The following is a 23,151-nucleotide window of genomic DNA, read 5'->3' on the forward strand; positions in this document are numbered from 1 at the left end:
GACTTTACGGTGTGGCGCGCAAACGGAAAGAGGCGAGGTGTACGATGACTTTCAAAAAAAAATGGAAAATACTAGGTTGATCGCTGCAAACCGGCGAAGGTGCTCTGCATGGCCTATCTCGACAACATCGCCGTCTTCGTCCGCGTCGTCGAACTCGGCAATCTGTCGGCGGCGGGCCGCGACATGCGCATTTCGCCGGCCGTCGCCTCCAACCGCATCAAGGAACTGGAGAAGCATCTGGGCGTGCGGCTGTTCAACCGCACGACGCGGCAATTGATGCCGACCGAGCATGGCACGGTGTTTTACGCAGGCGCCAAGCAGGTGCTGGAGGCCATCACCGAAGCGGAAGCCGCCGTCTCGGCGCTGTCCGGCCAGCCGCGCGGCACCATTCGCGTGACCGCACCGCTGGGCCTTGGCCGGCGGCTGGTGGCCTCGGGCATTCCCGACTTCCACGACAAATATCCTGACATCGAGGTGCGGCTCAGGCTCTCGGACCACAATGTCGACATCATGAAGGAAGGCATCGACGTCGCCTTCCGGCTCGGCATCATCGAGGATTCCAGCCTCAGGATGCGCGGCATCATGGAATGCGAGCGTGTGCTGGTGGCGGCGCCGAAATATCTGGAAGCGCGTGGTGAGCCCGCCGAGCCGCAGGAACTGATCGGCAAGAAACACGACTGCCTGATGCTGCGCTATTCCGGCGCGCGCGAATATGTCTGGACGCTGCAAACGCCGACCGGGCCGCAGAAATTCGAAGTGCACGGACCCTACGACACCGACGATGGCGACGTGCTGACCGGCTGGGCGCTGTCCGGGCGCGGCATCATCAACAAGCCGCGCTTCGAGGTCGAACCGTTCATCCGCGACCGGCGCCTGCAGGTAATCCTGGCCAACACGCCGCCGACGCCGGTGCAGTTCGCCGCCGTCTATCCGCACAAGAAGCTGCAGGACCCCAAGGTGCGGCTGCTGCTCGATTTCATGGCCGAGCGCTGCCAACGGCTGATCAAGGATATCCTGGCCGGCAAGTGAGGGCTCGCTGGTCCATTCAACGGACTTGCCTTGCGCGCCGGCGAACCTAGGTTGGCGCAATGCATCTCGCCATTTCGCTCAACATCGCTGCCGCCAACGAACAGACCGTTCTGGATTTCGGCCAGGTCAGCAGCTTCGTGCGCAAGGCGGAAGCGGCGGGCGTGGACATGGTCATCATTTCCGACTCCGCCGATAAGCCATCAAGCAGCCCATTCGAAGCGACCACGCTGCTGGCCGCTCTCGCGACCGTGACCGACAGGATCGGATTGGTCGCCAGCGCCTCCACGCTCGCGCATCAGCCCTACAACCTGGCGCGCCGGTTTGCTTCGCTTGATATCATCAGCCATGGCCGCATCGGCTGGAATGCGACGCTGCGGCAGAACCCGCGCGAAGCCGGAAACTTCAGCCGGCCCGAGGGTTTTTGCGACGATGATTTCCGCCGCCGCGCCAAGGAGTTCATCAACATCGTACGGGCGTTGTGGATTGGCTGGGGTCGCGATGCGCTGCTGTTCGACAAGGCAGGGGGCCGCTTCCACGATCCGGACAAGATGCACCCGCTGAACCACATCGGCGAATTCTTCTCGGTACGCGGGCCGCTCAACGTCGCACGGTCGCCGCAGGACAGGCCGGTGCTAATCATGTCCGACCCGGCCGAGGCTGATATTGATCTCGCAAGCGGCGGCGCCGACGTCGTCCTCATCGAAGGACAGCCGTCTGAGGCCTTGAAAGTTGCCGTTGGCGACCTGAAGCGCCGAGCCGCCGCTATCGGCCGCCAACCGGAGACCGTGAAGGTACTGGCAACGATGGCCCTGTCATCCGAACCGGACGTCGGCAGCCTCCAAGCCTTGCTGGAATCGAGCGGCTGTGACGGCTTCAATTTTGTTTTGCCAGCCGATATTCCAGGACTTCAGAGTTTTACCGACCGCGTTTTGCCAGAGCTCCGGCGCCATGGCATCGCCGGCCAGGGTCAACAAGGCGCAACGCTGCGCGCACATCTTGGGCTTGGCACGGGAGGCGCAAAATGAGCGCGCGCCAGATGAAGCTCGGCCTGTTTCTATGGGCGACCGGTCATCACATCGCCGCCTGGCGCCACCCCAAGGCGCATGTGACGGCCGGTATCGACATCGACCACTACATCCAGCTGGCGCGTACGGCGGAAGCGGCCAGGTTCGACATGATTTTCTGCGAGGACGCCGCGGGCCTGCGCGAAGCCAATGTCGGCATCGCCAGCCAGACGTCGCGCTCGATCGGCTTTGAGCCGATCAGCCTGCTTTCTGCCCTCGCCGTGCAGACCAGCCGCATCGGCCTCGTTTCCACCGCATCGACGAGCTACAACGAGCCCTATGGGCTGGCGCGGACTTTCCTGTCGCTCGACCATTTGAGCGGCGGCCGGGCCGGCTGGAACCTGGTGACCTCGGCCAGCCCGATCGAAGCCGCCAATTTCGGCGCGACGGGCCTCAAGCCTCATGCCGACCGTTACGAGCGGGCGCGCGAATTCGCCGAAGTGGTCACCGGCCTTTGGCTCGGCAAGGCTTCCGGCCATGACGGCCAGAGCTTTTCGGTGCGCGACCCGCTCGATGTGCCGCGTTCGCCGCAGGGCGCGCCGGTCATGGTCCAGGCGGGCGCCTCGGATGTCGGCCGTGACCTCGCTGCCCGCACCGCCGACGTGGTGTTCACGGCGGCGCAGACCTTTGAAGAGGCCAAGGCCTTCTACGACGACCTCAAGGGGCGCATGGCGGCCTATGGACGGGAGCCTGACGACATCAAGATCATGCCCGGCATCTCGCCCGTGGTGGCGGAAACCGAGGCTGAAGCCCGCGAGAAGCATGAGGAATTGCAGGCGCTGATCCCCGACGATGTCGGCGTGGCGCTGCTCTCCAGCTATCTCAGCATCTCCGATCTCGGACGCTACCCGATCGACGGGCCACTGCCCGAACTGCCGGAGAGCGAGGGCATGAAAAGCCGGCAGGCGCTGGTCATCGAGCAATCGCGCCGCGACGGCCTTTCCATCCGCCAGCTTGCCCGCCATTTCGCCGGCGCGCGCGGCCATTGGCGCATTGTCGGCACGGCGGCCCAGGTGGCCGACGAATTGCAGGCACGGTTCGAAGGCGGGGCAGCCGACGGCTTCAACGTCATGCCGTCCTATTTCCCGGGCGAACTCGATGCCTTTGCCACGCTGGTGGTGCCGGAACTGCAGCGGCGCGGCCTGTTTCGCCGGGAATACGAGGGCCGCACGCTGCGCGATCATCTGGGCCTGAAGCGGCCGGCTTGAGCCGGCGGTTCCTATGCTTCGTCCATCATCCGGGCCGTGCCCGAAACCCTGATCGAGCTGCCCATCTCGGGCGCAATATCGGCGCGCAGGCGCGAGCGCATGCCCATGTCCTCGCCCTGCACGACATTGATCGCGCCGCCATGCGGCCATCCGATGTCTCTGAGATAGCCGCCAAAGGCGGCCGTCGAGGCGCCCGTCGCCGGATCCTCATAGACACCGCCCGAGGCAAAGGGGTTGCGTGTGTGGAACAGCCGTGGCGTTTCGGCATAAGCGAGCAGGATCGTCACCAGCCCTTCGCGCCGCATCAGGGCCTGCCCGGCTTTCAGATCGTAACGCATGGCCGCCAGGGCTTCGCGCGACTTCAGGGCCAAGACCAGATGGTCCGCGCCACCGTGGATCAGCGCCGGCGGAATGGCAGGATCGAGATCGGCCGCGGCATAGCCGAACAGCGCCAGCGCCTCGGAAATCAGCGCCGGCGGCGCCGGCTTGCTGCGTGTCGGCGGCGACTGCAACGCGGCGGCAACGTTGGCTCCATCACGGAACCCTTCGACGGTGATGCTCGCCTGGTTGAGTTTCAGCGGAAAAATCCCATCGCCGAACTGTCGGACCAAGGCCGCTCCCAAGGCGATGGTGGCGTGACCGCAGAAGGGAACCTCGGTTTCCGGCGAGAAATAGCGGACCCGCCAGCTCTCTCCATCCGGCGCGGCAAAGGCCGTCTCCGAGAACCCCACCTCCGCCGCCAGACGCTGCATCTCGGCCGCGTCGGGCAAGACATCGCTGATCAGAACGCCAGCGGGATTGCCACCGGTGTTGCCGTCCGAGAAAGCCGCGATTTTCAGAACGTCCATGTAGCCTCACCTCATGCCGCTAGGCCGGGTGGATATCGCAAATGYATCTTTCCTGCGATCAAAAAACAGACCGGCCGACGGTGGCTAACCGACCATGACCTTGCCCTGCTGGACCTGATGGTCGGACGCCGCGTTGCGAACCACCAGCGCCGTCATGATCTCGGCGGCGGCAAGGGCTGCGATGACAGGCGGGCGCTTGTCCTTGACGGCATCGCCGCCGATCGGCGAGACGAGGCGGGCAAATTCCGCGTCCATGCCTTCGGCCGATTTCAGGAACCAGTTCCTGAACGTCGCTTTCTTGGTCTTCGAGCCGATCATGCCGACATAGGCCGCGTCGTCGCGTTTCAGAGCCTCGGCGACAATCAGGAAATCCAGCGCGTGGTCGTGGGTGAGGATGGCGAAGGCCGTGCCGGGCGGAGCGGTGCGCACTTCGGCCTCGGGCATCGGCGTCAGCCGCGTCTCGACGCTCTCCGGCATGCCTTCCAGCGCCTCGGCCCGCGTCTCGATGACGACACCGCGCACCGGCAGAAGCGCGATCGCCGACGCCAGTGCCTGACCGACATGGCCGCCGCCGAAGATATAGACGTGCGGCAGGTGGGCTTCTTCGGCTTCGGCAGCCGAAACCAGCTCAGCAGCGAGCGCGCCGTCGACAAGCCGGATCAGGACCTCGACGCGCCCGCCGCAGCATTGGCCGATCTCCGGCCCGAGCGGCACGTCGAGCGTGGCGCAGACTTCATCGACCTCGATGCGGGTTCCCCTCCCCCTTGAGGGGAGGGTGGCGGCGAAGCCGTCGGGTGGGGTCGTCGACGGAGTGCTCGACGCCCCTGCGGTGCCTTCTGAGAGGACCCCCTCTGACCGCTTCGCGGCCATCTCCCCCTCAAGGGGGGAGAAAAGCATCTGCCGCGCCTTGTCGATCGCCATATATTCGAGCTGGCCGCCGCCGATCGTGCCAACAATCGCCTCCCGCGAGACCAGCATGAAGGCGCCCTTCTCGCGCGGGGTCGAACCCTTGGTGCCGGCCACTTCGACCAAAGCGAGGCGGCCCGGGCCAGCCAGGAAGTCTTTCAGGCTTTGCACTTTCGAAGTCATCATTTGCATTCCCGTGCGGGAAACATAGGGTTTTTCGGCCTGAATTGCACGTTTTGCCGGATTCAGGCCTTCGCCTCGCCTTTCAGCCGTTCGATCGTCATCAGCACACGCTCCGGCGTCGCCGGCGCGTCAAGGCGCGGACAGATCCTGTGATCGGCGACGCTGGCCACCGCATCCGACAGCGCGTGCAGCACGGACATGCCGAGCGGGAAGGGCGGCTCGCCGACCGCCTTGGAGCGGTGGATCGTCGGCTCACCGGCTTCCGGCCAGTCGGCCAAAGTGACGTTGAAGATCTTCGGCCGGTCGGAGGCGAGCGGGATCTTGTAGGTCGACGGCGCGTGGGTGCGCAGCCGGCCCTTGTCGTCCCACCACAATTCCTCGGTCGTCAGCCAGCCCATGCCCTGGATGAAGCCGCCCTCGATCTGGCCGAGGTCGATGGCGCGGTTCAGCGAACGGCCGGTCTCGTGCAGGATATCGGTGCGCTCGACCACATATTCGCCGGTCAGCGTGTCGACAGAGACTTCCGAGCAGGAGGCGCCGTAGGCGAAATAGTAGAAGGGGCGGCCCTGTCCCTTGTCGCGGTTCCAGTGGATTTTCGGCGTCTTGTAGAAGCCCGCGGCCGAGAGCTGGATGCGCGCCATATAGGCCTGCTTGACGAGATCGGCGAAGGCGATCTCCTGGTTGCCGATGCGCACCCGGTTGGGCAGGAACAGCACCTGATCGCGCGGCACCTGGTATTTTTCTGCGGCAAAATCGGTCAGCCGGTCCTTGATCTGGCGAGCGCCATTCTGTGCCGCCATGCCATTGAGGTCGGAACCGGACGACGCCGCGGTGGCCGAGGTGTTGGGCACCTTGCCGGTGGTGGTCGCGGTGATCTTCACCTGGTCGAGGTCGATCTGGAATTCTTCCGCCACCACCTGCGCGACCTTGAGGTATAGCCCCTGCCCCATCTCGGTGCCGCCATGGTTCAGATGCACCGAACCATCGGTGTAGACATGCACCAGCGCGCCGGCCTGGTTGTAGTGCGTGGCGGTGAAGGAAATGCCGAACTTGACCGGCGTCAGCGCCAGGCCGCGCTTGATGAAACGGCTGTTGGCGTTGAAGGCCGATATTTCACGCCGCCGCCGCGCATAGCCGGCGCTCTCCTCGAGCTCGGCGACGATGCGCTGGATGATGTTGTCCTCGACCGTCTGATGGTAGGGCGTGATGTTGCGGTCGCTGGTGCCGTAGAAATTCTTCTTGCGGATCTCGAGCGGATCCCTGCCGAGCGCGAACGCAACCTCGTCGATGACCCGTTCGGCGCCGACCATGCCTTGCGGGCCGCCGAAGCCCCGGAAAGCGGTGTTCGACACGGTGTTGGTGTAGAACGGCGCCGACTGCGCGTGCACCGCCGGCCAGAAATAGGTGTTGTCGCAATGAAACAGCGCTCGATCGGTGACCGGGCCTGACAGGTCCGACGAAAAGCCGCAACGCGCGGCGAACATGAAATCGACACCGAGAATATTGCCTTCCTCGTCAAAGCCGACTTCGTAGTCGACGAGGAAATCGTGACGCTTGCCGGTGGCGATCATGTCGTCATCGCGGTCGGGCCGGATCTTGACGGCGCGATGATGCTTCTTCGCAGCGATGGCCGCGAGCGCGGCAAACTGGTTGCCTTGCGTTTCCTTGCCGCCGAAACCACCGCCCATGCGGCGGATCTCAACCGTGATGGCATTGCTGGGTACGCCGAGCGCATGGCTCACCATGTGCTGGACTTCGCTCGGATGCTGGGTCGAGGAGTATATGGTGACGTCCTCGTCCTCGCCGGGAACGGCCATGGCGATATGGCCTTCAAGATAGAAATGCTCCTGGCCGCCGACGCGCATCTTGCCCTTCAGCCGGCGCGGCGCCGCCTTGATCGCAGCGGCGGCATCGCCGCGCTTCAAGGTAAGCGGCGGCGTAACGAGCTTGTCCTTCCTCGGATCGAGTTCGCCAATGTCGGTGACGAAGGGCAATTCCTTGTACTCGACTTTGGCCAGCCTGGTGGCGCGGCGCGCCTGCTCGCGGCTTTCGGCGATAACGCAGAAGATCGGCTGGCCGAAGAACTCGACCTTGCCGTCGGCGAGCACCGGCTCATCGTGCCGACCGGTCGGCGAAATGTCATTCTCGCCCGGCACATCCTTTGCCGTGAGCACATCGACGACTCCAGCGGCAGCGCGCACCGCCGAAAGGTCCAGGCGGGTGATGGTGGCATGCGCGGCGGCCGAGAGCCCGAGGCAGCCATGCAGCGTGCCTGCCGGTTCCGGCATGTCGTCGATGTAGACGGCGGTGCCGCTGACATGCTTGTGGGCGGAATCATGCCGCTGGTCGGTGGCGACGCCGCCGACGATCTTCTCGGCCTTGAGATTTGATGTGGCGTGCTTGTTCATCATGCCGCCTCGTTGCGGGACACCTGGAAGGGCGCCCTGGTGCCGGTGGTTTCGACAAAGAAGCGCAGCAACAGGTTCCTGGCCGCCAACGCCCGATATTCGGCCGACGCCCGCATGTCCGTGAGCGGGGTGAAATCCCGAGTGTATTCCACCATCGCCGTCTCGACCGTCTCTTCGGTCCAGGGCCTGCCGAGCAATGCCTGTTCGACAAAAGAGGCTCGCTTTGGCGTCGCCGCCATGCCGCCATAGGCGATACGGACATCGGCGACCGTGCCGTCCCTGGCCAGCGTCAGGAAGAAGGCGCCGAGGGCAGCGGTGATGTCCTCGTCGCGGCGTTTTGTGATTTTGTAGACGGCAAATTTTTCTCCCTTCGCCGGGACGTGCACGTGCACGGCCTCGACGAATTCGCCCGGCTGCCGGTCCTGCTTGCCATAGGCGATGAAAAAGGTCTCCAGAGGGATCGTGCGCCGCTTCTTGCCCTTGCGCAGGGTCAGGCGCGCGCCGAGCGCGATCAGGGGCGGCGGTGTGTCGCCGATCGGCGAACCGTTGGCGATGTTGCCGCCGATCGTGCCCATGTTGCGCACCTGTTCGCCGCCGATGCGGTCGAACAGCGGCCCGAGCGCCGGGATGCGTTTCGACAGCGTCGAAAAGGCTTCGGTGTAGGTGACGCCGGCGCCGATCGAAATGACGCCCTTGTCTTCGACGATGGTGCACAGCCCCTCGAGATTGCCGATGAAGACCACCGGCGAGATGTCGCGCATATGCTTGGTCACCCACAGGCCGACATCGGTCGAGCCGGCGACGATGGTGGCGCCGGGTTCCTTGTCGAGCACGGCGGCGAAATCATCGACATTGGCCGGCACGATGAGCCGCGCCTTGCCCGAACCGATCTCGACCCGCGCGCCATCATGCAATGCTTCGAGCCTCGCGGTGATCGCCTTGCGCTCCACCGCCAGCGGATCCTTTGCCGCCTTGCCGTAGCTGGAGATGGCGTGCGCCGCGCGCATGATCGCTTCGTAGCCGGTGCAGCGGCAGAGATTGCCTTGCAAGGCCTTTTCGATGGCCGCGTTCGATGGGTCGGGCGACTTCATCCACAAGCCATAGAGCGACATGACGAAGCCCGGCGTGCAGAAGCCGCATTGCGAGCCGTGGAAATCGACCATCGCCTGCTGCACCGGATGCAATTGGCCGGGCGCACCGCGCAGATGCTCCACCGTCACAACATGGGTGCCGTCGAGCGAGCCGAGAAAACGGATGCAGGCATTGACGCTTTCATAGACAAGGCCGCCGGCAGACAGTCTGCCGACCAGCACGGTGCAGGCGCCGCAATCGCCCTCGGCGCAGCCTTCCTTGGTGCCGCGCAACGAACGGTCGAGCCGCAGCCAGTCGAGCAGGGTCGCGTCCGGCGCCACGGAGGAGAGCACGACATCCCTGCCATTGAGGATGAAGCGGATTTCGTTGCGGATAGTGACCTTGGCCATGCCTCAGCTCCCCCTGTAGGTCGAATAGCCATATGGCGAGATCAGCAATGGCACATGATAGTGCACCGCTTCCGCCATGCCGAAGCGGATCGGCACGCTGTCAAGGAACGCCGGCTCGGGCAGTTTTGTGCCCCGGCCACGCAGATAGTCGCCGGCCGCGAACACCAATTCGTATTCGCCGGCGCGAAATTCCCCGCCGGCCAGCAACGGCGCGTCGCAGCGGCCATCGGCATTGGTTGCAACCGTCTTCAGAAGCGTCCTGGCCGAACCGTCGAGACGGTAGAGCGCGATCGACAGCCCAGCCGCCGGCTTGCCGGTCGCTGTGTCGAGGACATGCGTCGTCAGACGTCCGCCATCGGCTTTCGACGTTTCTGCCACTGGCGCCTCCCATTTCCAATATGAACGAACTGGCCCGATACATCAGATCAAAGCAATGAATTGTGCGCCAATTAAAGGCGATGCATAAGTCCCGGTCGAGCGGAGCGGCACAAAAACACTTTCAAAAATTTCAAGGGAATGCGGCGGCAACCCTTTCGACTATCCTGATCACAACTTCCGGCAGCGTCCGGCAGGAGGGGCAATGCGTTACATCAGAGACATGCGCGGCTACGGAGCCAATCCACCGGATCCGAAATGGCCCGGCGGGGCGCATGTCGCCGTGCAGTTCGTCGTCAATTACGAAGAGGGCGGCGAGAACTGCGTGCTGCACGGCGACAAGGCCTCGGAAGCCTTCCTGTCGGAAATCGTCGGCGCCGCACCGTGGGTGGGACAGCGCCATTGGAACATGGAATCGATCTACGAATATGGCGCGCGGGCCGGCTTCTGGCGGCTGCTGCGCCTGTTCAGCGAATCGCAGGTCCCGGTGACCTGCTACGGCGTCGCCACGGCACTCGCCCGCTCGCCCGACCAGGTCACGGCCATGCAGGACGCCGGCTGGGAGATCGCCTCGCACGGGCTGCGGTGGATCGACTACCGCGACCATAGCGCCGAGGATGAGCGCAGCGACCTCGAAGCGGCGATCAAGCTGCATTACGAGGTGACCGGCCAGCGCCCGACCGGCTGGTATACGGGCCGCACATCGGTCAACACGGTGCGGCTGGTGGCCGAAGAAGGCGGCTTCGACTACGTTTCCGACACTTATGACGATGAATTGCCGTACTGGTACGAGCATGCCGGCGGCACCCAACTCATCATCCCCTATACGCTCGATGCCAACGACATGCGCTTCGCCACGCCGCAGGGCTTCAACTCGGGCGACCAGTTCTTCGCCTATCTCAAGGACAGTTTCGACACGCTCTACGCCGAGGGCCAGGCCGGGCGGCCGCGCATGATGAATATCGGCCTTCATTGCCGCCTCGTCGGCCGGCCAGGCCGGGTGGCGGCGCTGAAGCGCTTCGTCGACTATGTCAGATCGCACGACAAGGTCTGGCTGGCGCGGCGCATCGACATCGCGAGGCACTGGCAGGAGAACCATCCCTACAAGCCGGCGGCGCTGCGCCCCTCGAAGATGGAATTCGAAACCTTCGTTCACACATTCGGCGGCGTGTTCGAGCATTCGCCCTGGATCGCCGAGCGTGCCTACGAGCTGGAGCTCGGCCCGGCTCACGATACGGCTGGCGGCCTGCACAATGCGCTCTGCCGCATCTTCCGTTCCGCCAGCGAAACCGAGCGGCTGGGCGTGCTCAACGCCCATCCCGATCTTGCCGGGAAGCTGGCCAAGGCCAGGCGGCTGACGGCGGAATCGACCCGGGAACAGGCCTCCGCCGGCCTCGACGCGCTGACCGACAAGGAGCGCGAGCTGTTCTCCAAGCTCAATGCCGCCTACGTCACCACCTTCGGCTTCCCCTTCATCATCGCTGTGAAGGGCAAGACCAAGGAGCAAATCCTGGCGGAATTCGAGGCGCGCATCGGCAACAGCCGCGGCGTCGAATTCGAGACCGCCTGCAAACAGGTCGAGCGTATCGCGCTGCTCCGCCTCAGAGACATGCTACCGCAATAGGTTTGAACCCATGGATACGATCAGGATGCCAGAGCGCACCTACTACGCACCGCATGGCGGCCATCCCGGCCAGAGCGAGCTTCTGACCGGCCGCGCCGTCTTTACCGAGGCCTACGCCGTCATCCCCAAAGGCGTGATGCGCGACATCGTCACCAGCGCCTTGCCGTTCTGGGACAAGACCCGCGTCTGGATCCTGTCGCGGCCGCTGTCCGGTTTTGCCGAGACGTTTTCGCAATACATTGTCGAGGTCGAGCCCGGCGGCGGCAGCGACCGGCCGGAACCCGATGCCGGCGCCGAAGGCGCCCTGTTCGTGGTCGAGGGCGAACTGACCGTTCTGCTCGGCGGCAAGAAGCATAGCTTAAGGCCCGGCGGCTTTGCCTTCCTGCCGCCGGCGAGCGGCTGGACCGTTCGCAACGAGGCCAAGGCTGCTGTTCGTTTCCACTGGATTCGCAAGGCTTACGAAGTGGTCGACGGCCTCGACGTGCCGGAAGCCTTCTTCACCAACGAACAGGATATCGCGCCGACGCCGATGCCGGGCACCGAGGGCCGCTGGGCGACGACACGCTTCGTCGATCCGGCCGATTTGCGCCACGACATGCACATGACCATCGTCACGCTCGAGCCGGGCGCCGTCATTCCGTTCGCCGAGACGCATGTCATGGAGCACGGGCTCTATGTGCTGGAAGGCAAGGCGGTCTATCGGCTGAACCAGGACTGGGTCGAGGTCGAGGCCGGTGACTATATGTGGCTGCGCGCCTTCTGCCCGCAGGCCTGCTATGCCGGCGGCCCGGGCAAATTCCGCTATCTGCTCTACAAGGACGTCAACCGGCACGCCAAGCTCGGCGGGGCTGATATCGGCGGTCGCGCGCGGTGACCCGGATCACAGCACAGCCGCTGACCCGCGAGGCTTTCGCCCCCTTCGGCGATGTCATCGACATGGGCGGCGACAACCACTACCCGATCAATGGCGGCAAGGCCGAGCGCTACCATGACCTTGCTACCGCCGAGGCGGCGGGACCGAACGCGCGCGTGCTGATCTCGATGGTGCGCGGCACGCCTTACGAACTGCCGCTGAAACTGACCATGGTCGAGCGGCATCCGTTCGGCAGCCAGGCCTTCATCCCGCTGTCGCCGCGTCCGTTCCTGGTCGTCGTCTGCCATGACGGTAAGGAGGGGCCGGGCGAGCCGCACGCCTTCATCACCGCGCCCGGACAAGGCATCAATTATTCGCGCAATCTCTGGCATGGCGTGCTGACGCCGCTTGGCGAGCCCCAGGACTTCCTGATCGTCGACCGTGGCGGCGACGGCTCCAACCTCGAAGAGTTCCATTTCTCGCACGCCTACGAGATCCATCTCCCCTGAAAGCTTTGATTCCCATGACCGACGTTTCCCTGATCGACCGCCTGCTCGACGTCATCGAGCACGACATCGTGCCGAAGACGGCCGAGGGCGTTACCCATGGCAACAAGCTGTTCGGCGCCGCGATCCTGCGCAAGGACGACCGCTCGCTGGTGCTGGCCGAGACCAACAACGAGATCGAAAACCCGCTCTGGCATGGCGAGGTGCATTGCCTGAAGCGGTTCTACGAGATGCCGAAAGCCGAGCGCGTCGACACCAAGGATGCCCTGTTCGTCGCCACGCATGAGCCCTGCTCGCTCTGCCTGTCGGCGATCACCTGGACCGGCTTCGACAATTTCTACTACCTCTTCAGCCACGAGGATTCGCGCGACAGTTTTGCCATCCCGCACGACCTGAAGATCCTGAAAGAGGTCTTCACCCTCGACCCCGGCGGCTACAATGCCGAGAACGCCTATTGGAAGAGTTTTTCCATCCGCAGGCTGGTGCGGACACTGCCCGAGGCGGAGCGCCAGCGGCTTGAGGCGCGCATCGGCAAGATCTCGGCGTGTTACGACGAGCTATCCAGCACCTATCAGGCGAGCAAGAGCGAAAACGACATTCCGCTGAATTGAGCGTGTGAACAGGTAGCGGCACAGGTCGCATAATTCGCTGCTCCAGTCGCGAATGGCGGTTGAAAGTTGGCTCGCCGCGGGGCGTTATGCGCACCCATGAAAACCATCACCGAATTTCCCCGCAAGGTCGTCGAATTCCCCGATATGGGCATCGTCATGCCGGATGGCTGCCGGCTGTCGGCGCGGGTGTGGATGCCGGCGGATGCCGGCGATGATCCGGTGCCAGTCATCCTCGAGCACCTGCCCTACCGCAAGCGCGACGGCACCATTTTTCGCGACCAGCTGACGCATCCCTATTTCGCCGGCCACGGCTACGCATCGATCCGCGTCGACATGCGCGGCAATGGCGATTCCGAAGGGCTGATGGACGACGAATATTCCGAGCAGGAATTGCAGGATGCCTGCGATGTCATTGCCTGGGCGGCGGCTCAGCCCTGGTGCAACGGCAATGTCGGCATGATGGGCATTTCCTGGGGCGGCTTCAACTGTCTGCAGGTGGCGGCCAAGCAGCCGCCGGCGCTGAAGGCAGTGATCAGCCTGTGTTCGACCGTCGACCGCTATGCCGACGACATCCACTACAAGGGCGGCTGCCTGCTGATCGAGAATTTCGGCTGGGCGTCGACGATGCTCTCCTATTCGTCGCGGCCGCCGGACCCGCTGATCGCCGGCGACAACAGATGGCGCGATCTGTGGCTGACGCGGCTGGAGAACCAGCCTTTCCTTTTGCCGCTGTGGCTCAGCCACCAGCACCGCGACGCCTATTGGAAGCGCGGTTCGATCTGCGAGGATTTTTCGGCCGTCAAGGCGGCTGTTCTGTCGATCGGCGGCTGGCATGACGGCTACCGCAACACGATCTCCAACCTCGTCAGCAACATCGAGGCGCCGGTCAAAGGCATTGTCGGGCCCTGGATCCACAAATACCCGCATTATGCCGGGCCTCAGCCGGCCATCGGCTTCCTGCAGGAGGCGCTGCGCTGGTGGGACCGCTGGCTGAAGGACGCCGAGACCGGCGTCGAGGACGATCCCGCCTACCGCGCCTATGTGATGGACAGCGTGCGCCCGGCGCGTTGGCATCCAGAGCGGCCCGGCCGCTGGGTGGCGGAGAAAGAATGGCCGTCGCCCGCGATCCAGGCCCAGACGATCGAACTGCTGGCCAAGGGGAGCAAGCCGGCCATCGTCGCCTCGCCACAGACCTGCGGCCTCGCCGGCGGCGAGTATTTTCCGTTCACCTTCGGCCCGGAATTGCCTGGTGATCAGCGCCCCGACGATGCGCTGTCGGTGTGTTTCGACCAGCCGGAACTGACCGAGGCCATCGACATTGTCGGCGCGCCGGAAGTCGAGGTCACGCTCGCCTCCGACCGCCCGCAGGCCAACATCGCGGTCAGGCTCTGCGACGTGCATCCCGACGGCGCCTCGGAGCTGATCTCCTATGGGGTGCTCAATTTGACGCACCGCGATTCGCATGAATTCCCTCAGGCCCTGGTGCCGGGCGAGACGGTCTCGGCGCGCGTCGTGCTCGATCAATGCGCCTATCGCGTGCCGGCCGGCCACCGCCTACGCATTGCCATGTCGAACGCCTACTGGCCTGCCATTTGGCCCTCGCCGGAGCCGGTGCAGCTGACCTTGTCGGCGGCGAGACTGGCTCTGCCGTTGCGGCCGCTTGCGACAGGCAACGAAGCGACGTTCGCCGAGCCGGAAGGCGCTGCGCCCTGGGCGACCGAAACAATCCGTGCCGCCAATTCCGAGCGCCATGTCGATCGCGACGAAAAGACCGGAATCGTCACGCTTTCCATAGCGGACGATTTCGGCGCGGTGCGCGATCTCGACCATGGCCTCGTCAATGGCAGCATCGCCCGCGAGACCTGGACGATCCATCCTGACAATCCATCGTCAGCCTCGGGGAAAACGCACTGGACGCAGACACTGTCGCGAAATGGATGGTCTGTGCGAACCGAGACATGGGCCGAGATGCGGTCGGACGCACAAAACTTCATCGTCAGCGCCAGAATCGAGGCCTATGAGGGTGAGAAAATCGTCTTCGAGCGCAATTTCGAGGAGAAAATTCCACGCGCGCTTGTTTGAGCGCCGACCCCTTTGGTCCAAATGCGACGTACGATTTACGCCACGGCATGTCGCATTCGGTCTTGCTTACGGCATTGGCTTACCCTCATTATTCAGGGAGAATTAACAAAGAAAATCGACCGCAGAGTCGAACCACCAGAGTGAGGAACTGAAAATGTCGAATGAACTCGAATTCCTTAGCCGGCATGTTGCAGCGGGCAAGCTGAGCCGTCGCGATTTTCTCGGCCGGGCGGCAGCGCTCGGCATCGCGGCACCCTTCGCCAACTCCCTGCTTTCAAGCGCAGCGCGTGCGGCAGGCCCGGTCAAGGGTGGCACGCTGAAAGCCGGCCTGGTCGGCGGCGAATCCACCAACAGTCTAGATCCCGCCCTGTTCATGACGCAGGTGCCGTTCGCCTTCGGCAAGTGCTGGGGTGAAATGATCGTCGAGCTTTCGCCCGAGGGCAAGCTCGAGAACCGCATCGCCGAAGACATCGGCTCATCCAAGGACGCCAAGGTCTGGACGCTGAAGATCCGCGACGGCGTCGAGTTCCACAACGGCAAGACCGTGACCGCCGAGGACGTCGCCGCCACGCTCGAACGCCATTCCGACGAGAAGTCGAAATCAGGCGCTCTCGGCTACATGAAGGGCATCGAGACCATCAAGGCCAGCGGTAAGGAAGTGGTGCTGACGCTGAAGGAGGCCAATGCCGACCTTCCCTATTTGCTCAGCGACTATCACCTGATCGTTCAGCCCAATGGCGGCAAGGACAAGGCCGATGCCGGCATTTCGGCCGGCCCTTATGTGGTCAAGACCAACGAGCCCGGCGTGCGTCATGGCGGCGAGCGCTTCGCCAACTACTGGCAAGGCGACAAGATGGGCCATGCCGACCAGATCGAGATCGTCGTCATCAACGATGCGACGGCACGCACCGCCGCCCTGCAGGGCGGCCAGGTCAACATGATCAACCGCGTCGAGCCGAAGATCGTCGACCTGATCAAGCGCGTGCCGGGTGTGACCATCCGCAACCATGCGGGACCGGGCCACTATGTTTTCATCATGCATTGCAATACGGCGCCGTTCGACAACAACGACCTGCGCATGGCGCTGAAGCTCGCGATCGACCGCGAGGAGATGCTGACCAAGGTGCTGCGCGGCTACGGCTCGCTCGGCAACGACTTCCCGATCAACGCGTCCTATCCGCTGTTCACCGAGATCGAGCAGCGCAAGTACGATCCCGACAAGGCCAAGTTCCACTACAAGAAGTCAGGCCATGACGGCACCGTGCTGCTGCGGACCTCGGACGTCGCCTTCCCGGGCGCAGTCGATGCCTCGCAGCTCTTCCAGCAGAGCGCCGCCAAGGCCGGCATCAAGATCGAGCTCAAGCGCGAGCCCGGCGACGGTTACTGGAACGAGGTCTGGAACAAGCAGCCCTTCTGCGCTTCCTACTGGGGCGGACGCTCGACGCAGGACCAGATGTACTCGACGGCCTATCTGTCGACCGCGGACTGGAACGACACGCGCTTCAAGCGCCCGGACTTCGACAAGATGGTGCTGGCGGCGCGCGCCGAGCTCGACGATGCCAAGCGCAAGCAGATGTACCACGACATGGCGGTGCTGGTGCGCGACGAAGGCGGCCTGATCCTGCCGATGTTCAACCAGTTCATCGACGCCACCGGCGCCAAGGTCGATGGCTGGGTGGACGATCCGCACCAGGAACTGATGAACGGTTACGCCCTGGCGAAGTGCTGGCTGCAGGCCTGAGTCCGGCTTTGCGGAGATGTCCTCACCCATCCTGAAGCTAATTGCCCAGCGCATCGCGCTGGGCATCCTCCTTTTGCTGGCCATTTCGGTCCTGATCTTCGCCGGCACGCAAATCCTGCCCGGCGACGTCGCGCAAGCCATTCTGGGACAATCGGCGACGCCGGAGTCGCTCGCCAATCTGCGCGAGCAACTCGGGCTGAACGACCCGGCCTATGTCAGATATTTCCACTGGCTGGGCGGCGTGCTGACCGGCGACCTCGGCACGGCCATGTCGAGCGGCCAGGACATCGCCACCTCGATCAAGGGCCGGCTGTGGAACACGCTGTTCCTCGCCTTCTGGGCGGCGGTCGTGGCCGTGCCGCTGGCGATCATCCTCGGCCTGATTGCGGTGCGCTATCGCAACGGCTGGGTCGACAAGCTGATCTCCGGGCTGGCGCTTGCCTCGACCTCCTTTCCGGAATTCTTCATCGGCTACCTCCTGGTCTATTTCTTCGCGGTGAAATGGCAGATCTTCCCCGCCATCTCGACCGTCTATGACGGCATGCCTTTCGGCGAGCGGATGCAGGCCATCGCGCTGCCGGCAACGGCGCTGACGCTGGTGGTGCTCGCCCACATGATGCGCATGACCCGCGCGGCGATCCTCAACGTCATGCAGTCGGCCTATGTCGAGACGGCGGAGCTCAAAGGGCTTTCGGCCTTCGCGGTCATCCGCAAGCACGCCTTCCCGAACGCCATCGCGCCGATCATCAACGTCGTCATGCTTAACCTCGCCTATCTCATCGTCGGCGTCGTCGTGGTCGAGGTGATCTTCGTCTATCCCGGCATGGGACAGTATCTGGTCGATCACGTCACCAAGCGCGACGTGCCGGTGGTGCAGGCGGTCGGCCTGATCTTCGCCGCCGTCTACATCAGCCTCAACATCATCGCGGACATTGCGGCGATCGTCGCCAATCCGCGTCTCAGACATCCAAAGTGAGGGGGCGGGCATGCTCGATATAAAACGCATCCCCATCCCCGCGCTGATCGGACTGGTGCTGACGGCGCTGTTCGTGCTGGCGGCGATCTTCGCCCCGTGGATCTCGCCGCACGACAATGCCGAGATCGTCGGCGACGTCTGGGAACCGATGTCGGCGGCGCATTGGCTGGGCACCGACAATCTCGGCCGTGATCTCTTGTCTCGCATGATCTACGGCGCGCGCATCACCTTGTTCATCGCCGTGCTGGCCACGGCGCTGTCCTTCTCGCTCGGCGCCATACTCGGTTTCTCGGCGGCGGTGTTCGGCGGCTGGTTCGACACGATCCTGTCACGCCTCGTCGACCTCCTGATGTCGATCCCGACACTGATCATGGGCCTGGTCGTGCTTTCCGTGCTGCCGACAAACCTGGTGACGCTGATCCTGGTCATGGGCATTCTCGACTCGACCCGCGTCTATCGCCTGTCACGAGCGGTAGCCGTCGACATCAACGTCATGGACTACGTCGAGGCCGCCAAGCTGCGCGGCGAAGGCAGCGCCTGGATCATCTTCCGCGAGATCCTGCCCAATGCGCTGTCGCCGCTGGTTTCGGAACTCGGCCTGCGCTTCATCTATGCGGTGCTATTCCTGTCGACGCTGTCCTTCCTCGGCCTTGGCGTGCAGCCACCGGACGCCGACTGGGGCGGCATGGTCAAGGAGAACAAGGACGGCATCGTCTTCGGCATCGCCGCGGCACTCATTCCTGCGGCAGCGATCGCGGCGCTCGCCATCTCGGTCAACCTTGTCGCCGACTGGATTCTCAACCGCACGACAAGCCTGAAGGGAGGACGCGGGTGATGGCCGACAGCAAAGCGAAGCCCGGCGTGCTGCTCGATATCCGAAATCTGCGCATCGAGGCCACGGTCTACCCGCCCGGCGAGGCGCCGAAGAACATCGTGTTGGTGCACGATGTCTCGCTGACGCTGGAAAAAGGCAAGGTGCTTGGGCTGATCGGCGAATCCGGTGCCGGCAAGTCGACCATCGGCCTGTCCTCGATGGGCTATGGCCGCGGCGGCGTGCGCATCACCGGCGGTGAGGTGATCCTCAACGGCCGCGACATCCTGAAGGGCGGCAAGGAAGGTTTCCGCAAGCTGCGCGGCCGCGAGGTCTGCTACGTCGCGCAATCGGCGGCGGCTGCCTTCAACCCGGCGCACCGGCTGATGGACCAGGTGGTGGAAGCCACGCTGCTGCATGGCAAAGCGACACGCGCCGAAGCCGAAAAGCGCGCCGTCGCGCTGTTCAAGAAGCTCAGCCTGCCGAACCCGGAAACCATCGGCGAACGCTTTCCCCACCAGGTTTCTGGCGGCCAGTTGCAGCGCGTGATGACGGCGATGGCGCTGTGCTCCGAACCCGACCTGATCGTCTTCGACGAGCCGACGACGGCGCTCGACGTGACGACGCAGATCGACGTTCTGGCGGCGATCAAGGACGCCATCCGAGACACCCATGTGGCGGCGCTCTACATTACCCACGACCTTGCCGTCGTCGCCCAGGTCTCGGACGAGATCATGGTGCTCCGCCACGGGCGTCTGGTCGAATGGGGCGGCACGAGGCAGATCATCAAGGAGCCGCGCCAGGAATACACCAACGCGCTGGTATCGGTGCATGAGATCGAGCACTCCGAGCAGAAGCCCGGCGTCACGCCGTTCCTGTCGGTGAAGAATGTCACCGCCGCCTATGGCGGCGGCCAGGTCAAGGTGCTGAAGAACGTCTCGGTCGACATCTACCCCGGCCAGACGCTGGCCGTGGTGGGCGAATCCGGCTCCGGCAAGTCGACGCTGGCGCGCGCCATCACCGGCCTTTTGCCGCCCGAGCAAGGCACCGTCACCTTCGATGGGCGCCCGCTTGCCAACCGGCTTGCCGACCGGCCAAAGGAGGATCTGCGCCAGTTGCAGATGATCTACCAGATGGCCGACGTGGCGATGAACCCGCGCCAGACCGTCGGCACCATCATCGGCCGGCCACTGGAATTCTATTTCGGCATGCGCGGCAGGGAGCGTGACAAGCGCGTCGCCGAACTGCTCGACGAGATCGAAATGGGCAAGGGCTTTGTCGACCGCTATCCGGCCGAGCTTTCAGGCGGCCAGAAGCAGCGCGTCTGCATTGCCCGCTCGCTCGCCGCCAAGCCGAAGCTGATCATCTGCGATGAGGTGACCTCGGCGCTCGACCCGCTGGTGGCCAACGGCATCCTCAAGCTGCTGCTGCATCTGCAGGAGCATGAAAAGGTCGCCTATCTCTTCATCACCCACGACCTGGCGACGGTGAAGTCGATCGCCGATTCGATCGCGGTGATGTATCGCGGCGAAGTGGTCCGCTACGGCTCGAAGAGCAAGGTTCTGACACCGCCCTTCGACGCCTATACCGACCTTCTCCTGTCGTCGGTTCCGGAGATGGAAATCGGCTGGCTGGAAAAGGCGATCAAGGGGCGGCGCATGGCCAGTGCGGGGAACTAGCGATCCGCTGGTCGGGGCTGTCGTCATCCAGATACAACACGAAAGCGCCACACGTCCTTGCGGACGGGCGCTGCCCGTGACGTTGTTTTCAACAAGGGGTAGGACATGAAGACGGAACTCGACCATCTCGCTGAGCTCGCCGGCCAAGGCCGGATATCGCGCCGCGACTTCCTTGGCCGCACGGCGGCGCTGGGTGTGTCGGCGGCGCTGGCAACGACGCTGGCCGGGAAAGCCTTCGCACAGACGCCGGTCAAGGGCGGCATCCTCAAGGCCGGCCTGCAGGGCGGCGAGTCGACCAACAGCCTCGACCCCGCGCTGAACCTCAGCCAGGTCACCTTCAGCTTCGGCAAGCAGTGGGGCGAATATCTCGTTCGGCTGATGCCCGACAACAGCCTGACCAATATGATCGCGCAGGAGATCGGCGCCTCCAAGGATGCCAAGACCTGGACGATCAAGGTGCGCGACGGCATCGAATTCCACAATGGCAAGACCGTTGCCGCCGAAGACATCGCCGCCACCATCGAGCGCCATGCCGACGAAAAGTCCAAATCCGGCGCGCTCGGCATCCTCAAGAACATCAAGGGCGTCAAGGCAAGCGGCAAGGAAGTCATCGTCACGCTCGGCGATGCCGACGCCGACTTCCCCTATCTGATGGCCGACTATCACCTCGTCATCCAGCCCAATGGCGGCAAGGACAACCCCAATGCCGGCATCAGCGCCGGTCCCTACAAGGTCACCGTCAACCAGCCGGGCGTGCGCCATGGCGGCGAGCGCTTCGCCAATTACTGGCAAGGCGACAAGATGGGCCATGCCGACCAGATCGAGATCGTCGTCATCAATGACGCCACCGCGCGGCTGGCCGCGCTGCAGGGCGGCCAAGTGCACATGATCAACCGCGTCGAGCCCAAGGTCGTCGACCTGGTCAAGCGCATCCCCGGCGTCAGCATCGAGAACGTGTCGGGCAAGGGCTACTACCCGTTCAACATGTTCTGCGACACCGCGCCCTTCGACAACAACGACCTGCGCACGGCGCTGAAACTCGCGATGGACCGCGAGGAGATGCTGACGAAGATCCTGCGCGGCTATGGTTCGGTCGGCAACGACTTCCCGATCAACGAAGCCTACCCGCTGTTTTCGGCCGACATCGAACAGCGCAAGTTCGACCCGGAGAAGGCGGCGGCTCTCTACAAGAAGTCGGGCCACAGCGGTCCGATCCTGCTGCGCACTTCCGACGTCGCCTTCCCCGGCGCCGTCGACGCCGCCCAGCTCTATCAGCAGTCCTGCGCGAAGGCCGGCATCAAGATCGAGATCAAGCGCGAGCCCGGCGACGGCTACTGGTCGGAAGTCTGGAACAAGCAGCCCTTCTCGCTCTCCTACTGGGGCGGTCGCGCCACGCAGGACCAGATGTATTCCACCGGCTACGTCTCGACCGCCGACTGGAACGACACGCGCTTCAAGCGGCCGGAATTCGACAAGATGCTGCTTGCCGCCCGCGGCGAGCTCGACCAGGCCAAGCGCAAGGCGATCTACCACGACATGGCGGTGCTGATGCGCGACGAAGGCGGCCTGATCGTGCCGTTCTTCAACCAGTTCATCGATGCCGCCGCCACCAACAAGATCAGCGGCTTTGCCAAGAGCCCGATCGGCGAGATGATGGATGGCTACGCGCTGGCCGAGTGCTGGCTCAACGCTTAGCCGGATCCTGCCTGCCTGATACGCGTGCCCCGTCTGATTTACATGTAAGAACGCCGTGTGCCCGAAACGGCACGCGGCGTTCCCGCTTCAACTGCCAAACCCTATGGAGCAGCCCATGGCGCTCAAATCCAAGCTTCTGCTGATCATCCTCGACGGCGTGCCCTATCGCAACTGGCGCCGGCTGATGGGCAATCTCGAAGGCTGGGTGCAGTCGGGCGAGGCGCGGGTCTGGAAGATGCGCTCGGTGCTGCCGTCGACCTCGGCCTGCTGCTATGCCTCGATCCACACCGGCGTGTCGCCGCAGGTGCATGGCATCCTGTCCAACGAGAACCGCTTTCGCGTCGCGCAGCCCGACATCTTCTCCGAAATCAGCAAGGCCGGCGGCAAGACCGGCGCCGTGACCCACTCCTACTGGTCGGAATTCTTCCGCTCCTACCCGTTCGATCTGGTCGAGGACATGGAGTATGACGAGCCCGGCGGGCCGATCACGCATGGCCGCTTTCACACCATGACCGGCTACAACGCGCGCAACCAGATGACGCCGAGCGACGTCGATTTGTTCGCGACGCTGACCATGCTGACGAAGCGCCACCGCATCGACTACGGCATTCTGCACACCTGCACGCTGGATTCGATGGGCCACCGCTTCGGCCACGACTGCCACGAGATGGACCATGCCGTCTACGCGATGGACGGCATGCTGGCAGCCTTCCTGCCGGGCTGGATCGAAGCCGGCTACGAGGTCATGGTCACCGCCGACCACGGCCAGACCGATCGCGGCCACCATGGCGGCCACGACGACGAGATGCAGGATTTCGCGCTGTATTATTTCGGCCCCGCGAAAGGGCCCGAAGCCGACACGCTGCTCGACCAACTGCAGCTGGCGCCGACGGTGCTGAGCCGGCTGGGCGTGCCGGTGCCGGCGACGATGAAGGCGAAGTCTTTCTTGGGGTGAGAAGCGGTTCGCGCAGCGAACGAAAAGCCAATTGCTTGGCTTTTCGAGCTTCGAACGGTGAAGACCCGGTCCGCCTTCGGGCGGATCAAAAGGTCCAGTGGACCTTTTTAAGGGGC

Annotated in this window: 19 protein-coding genes; 14 read left to right on the top strand and 5 right to left on the bottom strand. The window is 64.0% G+C overall.

Translation table 11 applies throughout. From position 1 onward, the window contains the following. Positions 1 to 108 precede the first annotated feature (108 nt). The 3 genes from AC1DPX_RS02220 to AC1DPX_RS02230 are packed head-to-tail and all read left to right on the top strand — an operon-like array spanning position 109 to position 3,301. A complete protein-coding gene (locus AC1DPX_RS02220) occupies positions 109 to 1,029 on the top strand; it encodes a LysR family transcriptional regulator (RefSeq protein WP_183464908.1) in 921 nt (306 codons plus the stop codon). Positions 1,030 to 1,088: 59 nt separating this feature from the next. Next, positions 1,089 to 2,054, top strand: a complete 966-nt coding sequence (locus AC1DPX_RS02225) for an LLM class flavin-dependent oxidoreductase (RefSeq protein WP_477234291.1) — start codon at positions 1,089 to 1,091, stop codon at positions 2,052 to 2,054. Further along, positions 2,051 to 3,301: an LLM class flavin-dependent oxidoreductase gene (locus AC1DPX_RS02230; protein ID WP_477234293.1), complete on the top strand. Its 1,251-nt coding sequence runs from the start codon at positions 2,051 to 2,053 to the stop codon at positions 3,299 to 3,301. The genes AC1DPX_RS02225 and AC1DPX_RS02230 overlap by 4 nt, the downstream gene beginning before the upstream one ends. Positions 3,302 to 3,312: 11 nt before the next feature. On the opposite strand, the gene AC1DPX_RS02235 is transcribed toward AC1DPX_RS02230, so the two are convergent. The 5 genes from AC1DPX_RS02235 to uraH form a co-directional block, all read right to left on the bottom strand. Further along, entirely contained in the window at positions 3,313 to 4,149 is an 837-nt protein-coding gene (locus AC1DPX_RS02235; protein ID WP_202356630.1) for a PhzF family phenazine biosynthesis protein, read from the bottom strand. 84 nt (positions 4,150 to 4,233) lie between these two features. Next, positions 4,234 to 5,238, bottom strand: coding sequence for a xanthine dehydrogenase accessory protein XdhC (xdhC, locus tag AC1DPX_RS02240; protein WP_477235723.1), 1,005 nt, complete (start codon positions 5,236 to 5,238; stop codon positions 4,234 to 4,236). A 62-nt stretch (positions 5,239 to 5,300) separates the two neighbouring features. Next, positions 5,301 to 7,646 (bottom strand): xanthine dehydrogenase molybdopterin binding subunit, encoded by a 2,346-nt coding sequence (gene xdhB / locus AC1DPX_RS02245; RefSeq protein WP_477234295.1) that lies wholly within the window; start codon positions 7,644 to 7,646, stop codon positions 5,301 to 5,303. After that, a complete protein-coding gene (xdhA, locus tag AC1DPX_RS02250; protein WP_477234297.1) occupies positions 7,646 to 9,127 on the bottom strand; it encodes a xanthine dehydrogenase small subunit in 1,482 nt (493 codons plus the stop codon). Before xdhA ends, xdhB begins: the two co-directional genes overlap by 1 nt. Positions 9,128 to 9,130: 3 nt before the next feature. Beyond that, positions 9,131 to 9,505, bottom strand: a complete 375-nt coding sequence (gene uraH, locus AC1DPX_RS02255) for a hydroxyisourate hydrolase (protein ID WP_477234299.1) — start codon at positions 9,503 to 9,505, stop codon at positions 9,131 to 9,133. Positions 9,506 to 9,707: 202 nt separating this feature from the next. Here uraH and puuE point away from each other — a divergent pair, with 202 nt between their 5' ends. From puuE to AC1DPX_RS02310, 11 genes are all read left to right on the top strand, one after another. After that, positions 9,708 to 11,126 carry an allantoinase PuuE gene (gene puuE, locus AC1DPX_RS02260; protein WP_477234300.1) on the top strand — a complete coding sequence of 473 codons (1,419 nt, stop codon included), beginning with the start codon at positions 9,708 to 9,710 and terminating at the stop codon, positions 11,124 to 11,126. Positions 11,127 to 11,136: 10 nt separating this feature from the next. Continuing rightward, positions 11,137 to 12,000, top strand: a complete 864-nt coding sequence (locus AC1DPX_RS02265) for a bifunctional allantoicase/(S)-ureidoglycine aminohydrolase (protein ID WP_477234302.1) — start codon at positions 11,137 to 11,139, stop codon at positions 11,998 to 12,000. Next, entirely contained in the window at positions 11,997 to 12,488 is a 492-nt protein-coding gene (locus AC1DPX_RS02270) for an ureidoglycolate lyase (protein WP_477234304.1), read from the top strand. Before AC1DPX_RS02265 ends, AC1DPX_RS02270 begins: the two co-directional genes overlap by 4 nt. A gap of 14 nt (positions 12,489 to 12,502) precedes the next feature. Beyond that, positions 12,503 to 13,096 (top strand): nucleoside deaminase, encoded by a 594-nt coding sequence (locus tag AC1DPX_RS02275; RefSeq protein WP_202356637.1) that lies wholly within the window; start codon positions 12,503 to 12,505, stop codon positions 13,094 to 13,096. Between the two features lie 96 nt (positions 13,097 to 13,192). Next, complete coding sequence (locus AC1DPX_RS02280; protein ID WP_477234306.1) at positions 13,193 to 15,178, top strand: CocE/NonD family hydrolase; 1,986 nt, start codon at positions 13,193 to 13,195, stop codon at positions 15,176 to 15,178. 154 nt (positions 15,179 to 15,332) lie between these two features. Then, a complete protein-coding gene (locus tag AC1DPX_RS02285; RefSeq protein ID WP_202356639.1) occupies positions 15,333 to 16,919 on the top strand; it encodes an ABC transporter substrate-binding protein in 1,587 nt (528 codons plus the stop codon). A 16-nt stretch (positions 16,920 to 16,935) separates the two neighbouring features. Next, positions 16,936 to 17,895 carry an ABC transporter permease gene (locus tag AC1DPX_RS02290; protein WP_115141269.1) on the top strand — a complete coding sequence of 320 codons (960 nt, stop codon included), beginning with the start codon at positions 16,936 to 16,938 and terminating at the stop codon, positions 17,893 to 17,895. 10 nt (positions 17,896 to 17,905) lie between these two features. Beyond that, positions 17,906 to 18,730, top strand: a complete 825-nt coding sequence (locus tag AC1DPX_RS02295) for an ABC transporter permease (RefSeq protein WP_140766288.1) — start codon at positions 17,906 to 17,908, stop codon at positions 18,728 to 18,730. Then, entirely contained in the window at positions 18,730 to 20,385 is a 1,656-nt protein-coding gene (locus AC1DPX_RS02300; RefSeq protein WP_477234308.1) for an ABC transporter ATP-binding protein, read from the top strand. Before AC1DPX_RS02295 ends, AC1DPX_RS02300 begins: the two co-directional genes overlap by 1 nt. 105 nt (positions 20,386 to 20,490) lie before the next feature. Next, the gene (locus tag AC1DPX_RS02305; protein ID WP_477234309.1) at positions 20,491 to 22,080 is read left to right on the top strand and encodes an ABC transporter substrate-binding protein; all 1,590 of its coding nucleotides are present in this window, start codon (positions 20,491 to 20,493) and stop codon (positions 22,078 to 22,080) included. Between the two features lie 115 nt (positions 22,081 to 22,195). Further along, the gene (locus AC1DPX_RS02310) at positions 22,196 to 23,035 is read left to right on the top strand and encodes an alkaline phosphatase family protein (RefSeq protein WP_477234311.1); all 840 of its coding nucleotides are present in this window, start codon (positions 22,196 to 22,198) and stop codon (positions 23,033 to 23,035) included. The last annotated feature ends 116 nt before the right edge of the window (positions 23,036 to 23,151 follow it).

Source organism: Mesorhizobium sp. 01N446 (assembly GCF_056399285.1).

Excerpts from the sequence above, each read along its gene's own strand:
- AC1DPX_RS02220 (WP_183464908.1), top strand. The coding sequence starts at position 109 with ATGGCCTATCTCGACAACATCGCCGTCTTCGTCCGCGTCGTCGAACTC.
- AC1DPX_RS02225 (WP_477234291.1), top strand. The coding sequence starts at position 1,089 with ATGCATCTCGCCATTTCGCTCAACATCGCTGCCGCCAACGAACAGACC.
- AC1DPX_RS02230 (WP_477234293.1), top strand. The coding sequence starts at position 2,051 with ATGAGCGCGCGCCAGATGAAGCTCGGCCTGTTTCTATGGGCGACCGGT.
- AC1DPX_RS02235 (WP_202356630.1), bottom strand. The coding sequence starts at position 4,149 with ATGGACGTTCTGAAAATCGCGGCTTTCTCGGACGGCAACACCGGTGGC.
- xdhC (WP_477235723.1), bottom strand. The coding sequence starts at position 5,238 with ATGACTTCGAAAGTGCAAAGCCTGAAAGACTTCCTGGCTGGCCCGGGC.
- xdhB (WP_477234295.1), bottom strand. The coding sequence starts at position 7,646 with ATGAACAAGCACGCCACATCAAATCTCAAGGCCGAGAAGATCGTCGGC.
- xdhA (WP_477234297.1), bottom strand. The coding sequence starts at position 9,127 with ATGGCCAAGGTCACTATCCGCAACGAAATCCGCTTCATCCTCAATGGC.
- puuE (WP_477234300.1), top strand. The coding sequence starts at position 9,708 with ATGCGTTACATCAGAGACATGCGCGGCTACGGAGCCAATCCACCGGAT.
- AC1DPX_RS02265 (WP_477234302.1), top strand. The coding sequence starts at position 11,137 with ATGGATACGATCAGGATGCCAGAGCGCACCTACTACGCACCGCATGGC.
- AC1DPX_RS02275 (WP_202356637.1), top strand. The coding sequence starts at position 12,503 with ATGACCGACGTTTCCCTGATCGACCGCCTGCTCGACGTCATCGAGCAC.
- AC1DPX_RS02280 (WP_477234306.1), top strand. The coding sequence starts at position 13,193 with ATGAAAACCATCACCGAATTTCCCCGCAAGGTCGTCGAATTCCCCGAT.
- AC1DPX_RS02285 (WP_202356639.1), top strand. The coding sequence starts at position 15,333 with ATGTCGAATGAACTCGAATTCCTTAGCCGGCATGTTGCAGCGGGCAAG.
- AC1DPX_RS02290 (WP_115141269.1), top strand. The coding sequence starts at position 16,936 with ATGTCCTCACCCATCCTGAAGCTAATTGCCCAGCGCATCGCGCTGGGC.
- AC1DPX_RS02295 (WP_140766288.1), top strand. The coding sequence starts at position 17,906 with ATGCTCGATATAAAACGCATCCCCATCCCCGCGCTGATCGGACTGGTG.
- AC1DPX_RS02300 (WP_477234308.1), top strand. The coding sequence starts at position 18,730 with ATGGCCGACAGCAAAGCGAAGCCCGGCGTGCTGCTCGATATCCGAAAT.
- AC1DPX_RS02305 (WP_477234309.1), top strand. The coding sequence starts at position 20,491 with ATGAAGACGGAACTCGACCATCTCGCTGAGCTCGCCGGCCAAGGCCGG.
- AC1DPX_RS02310 (WP_477234311.1), top strand. The coding sequence starts at position 22,196 with ATGGCGCTCAAATCCAAGCTTCTGCTGATCATCCTCGACGGCGTGCCC.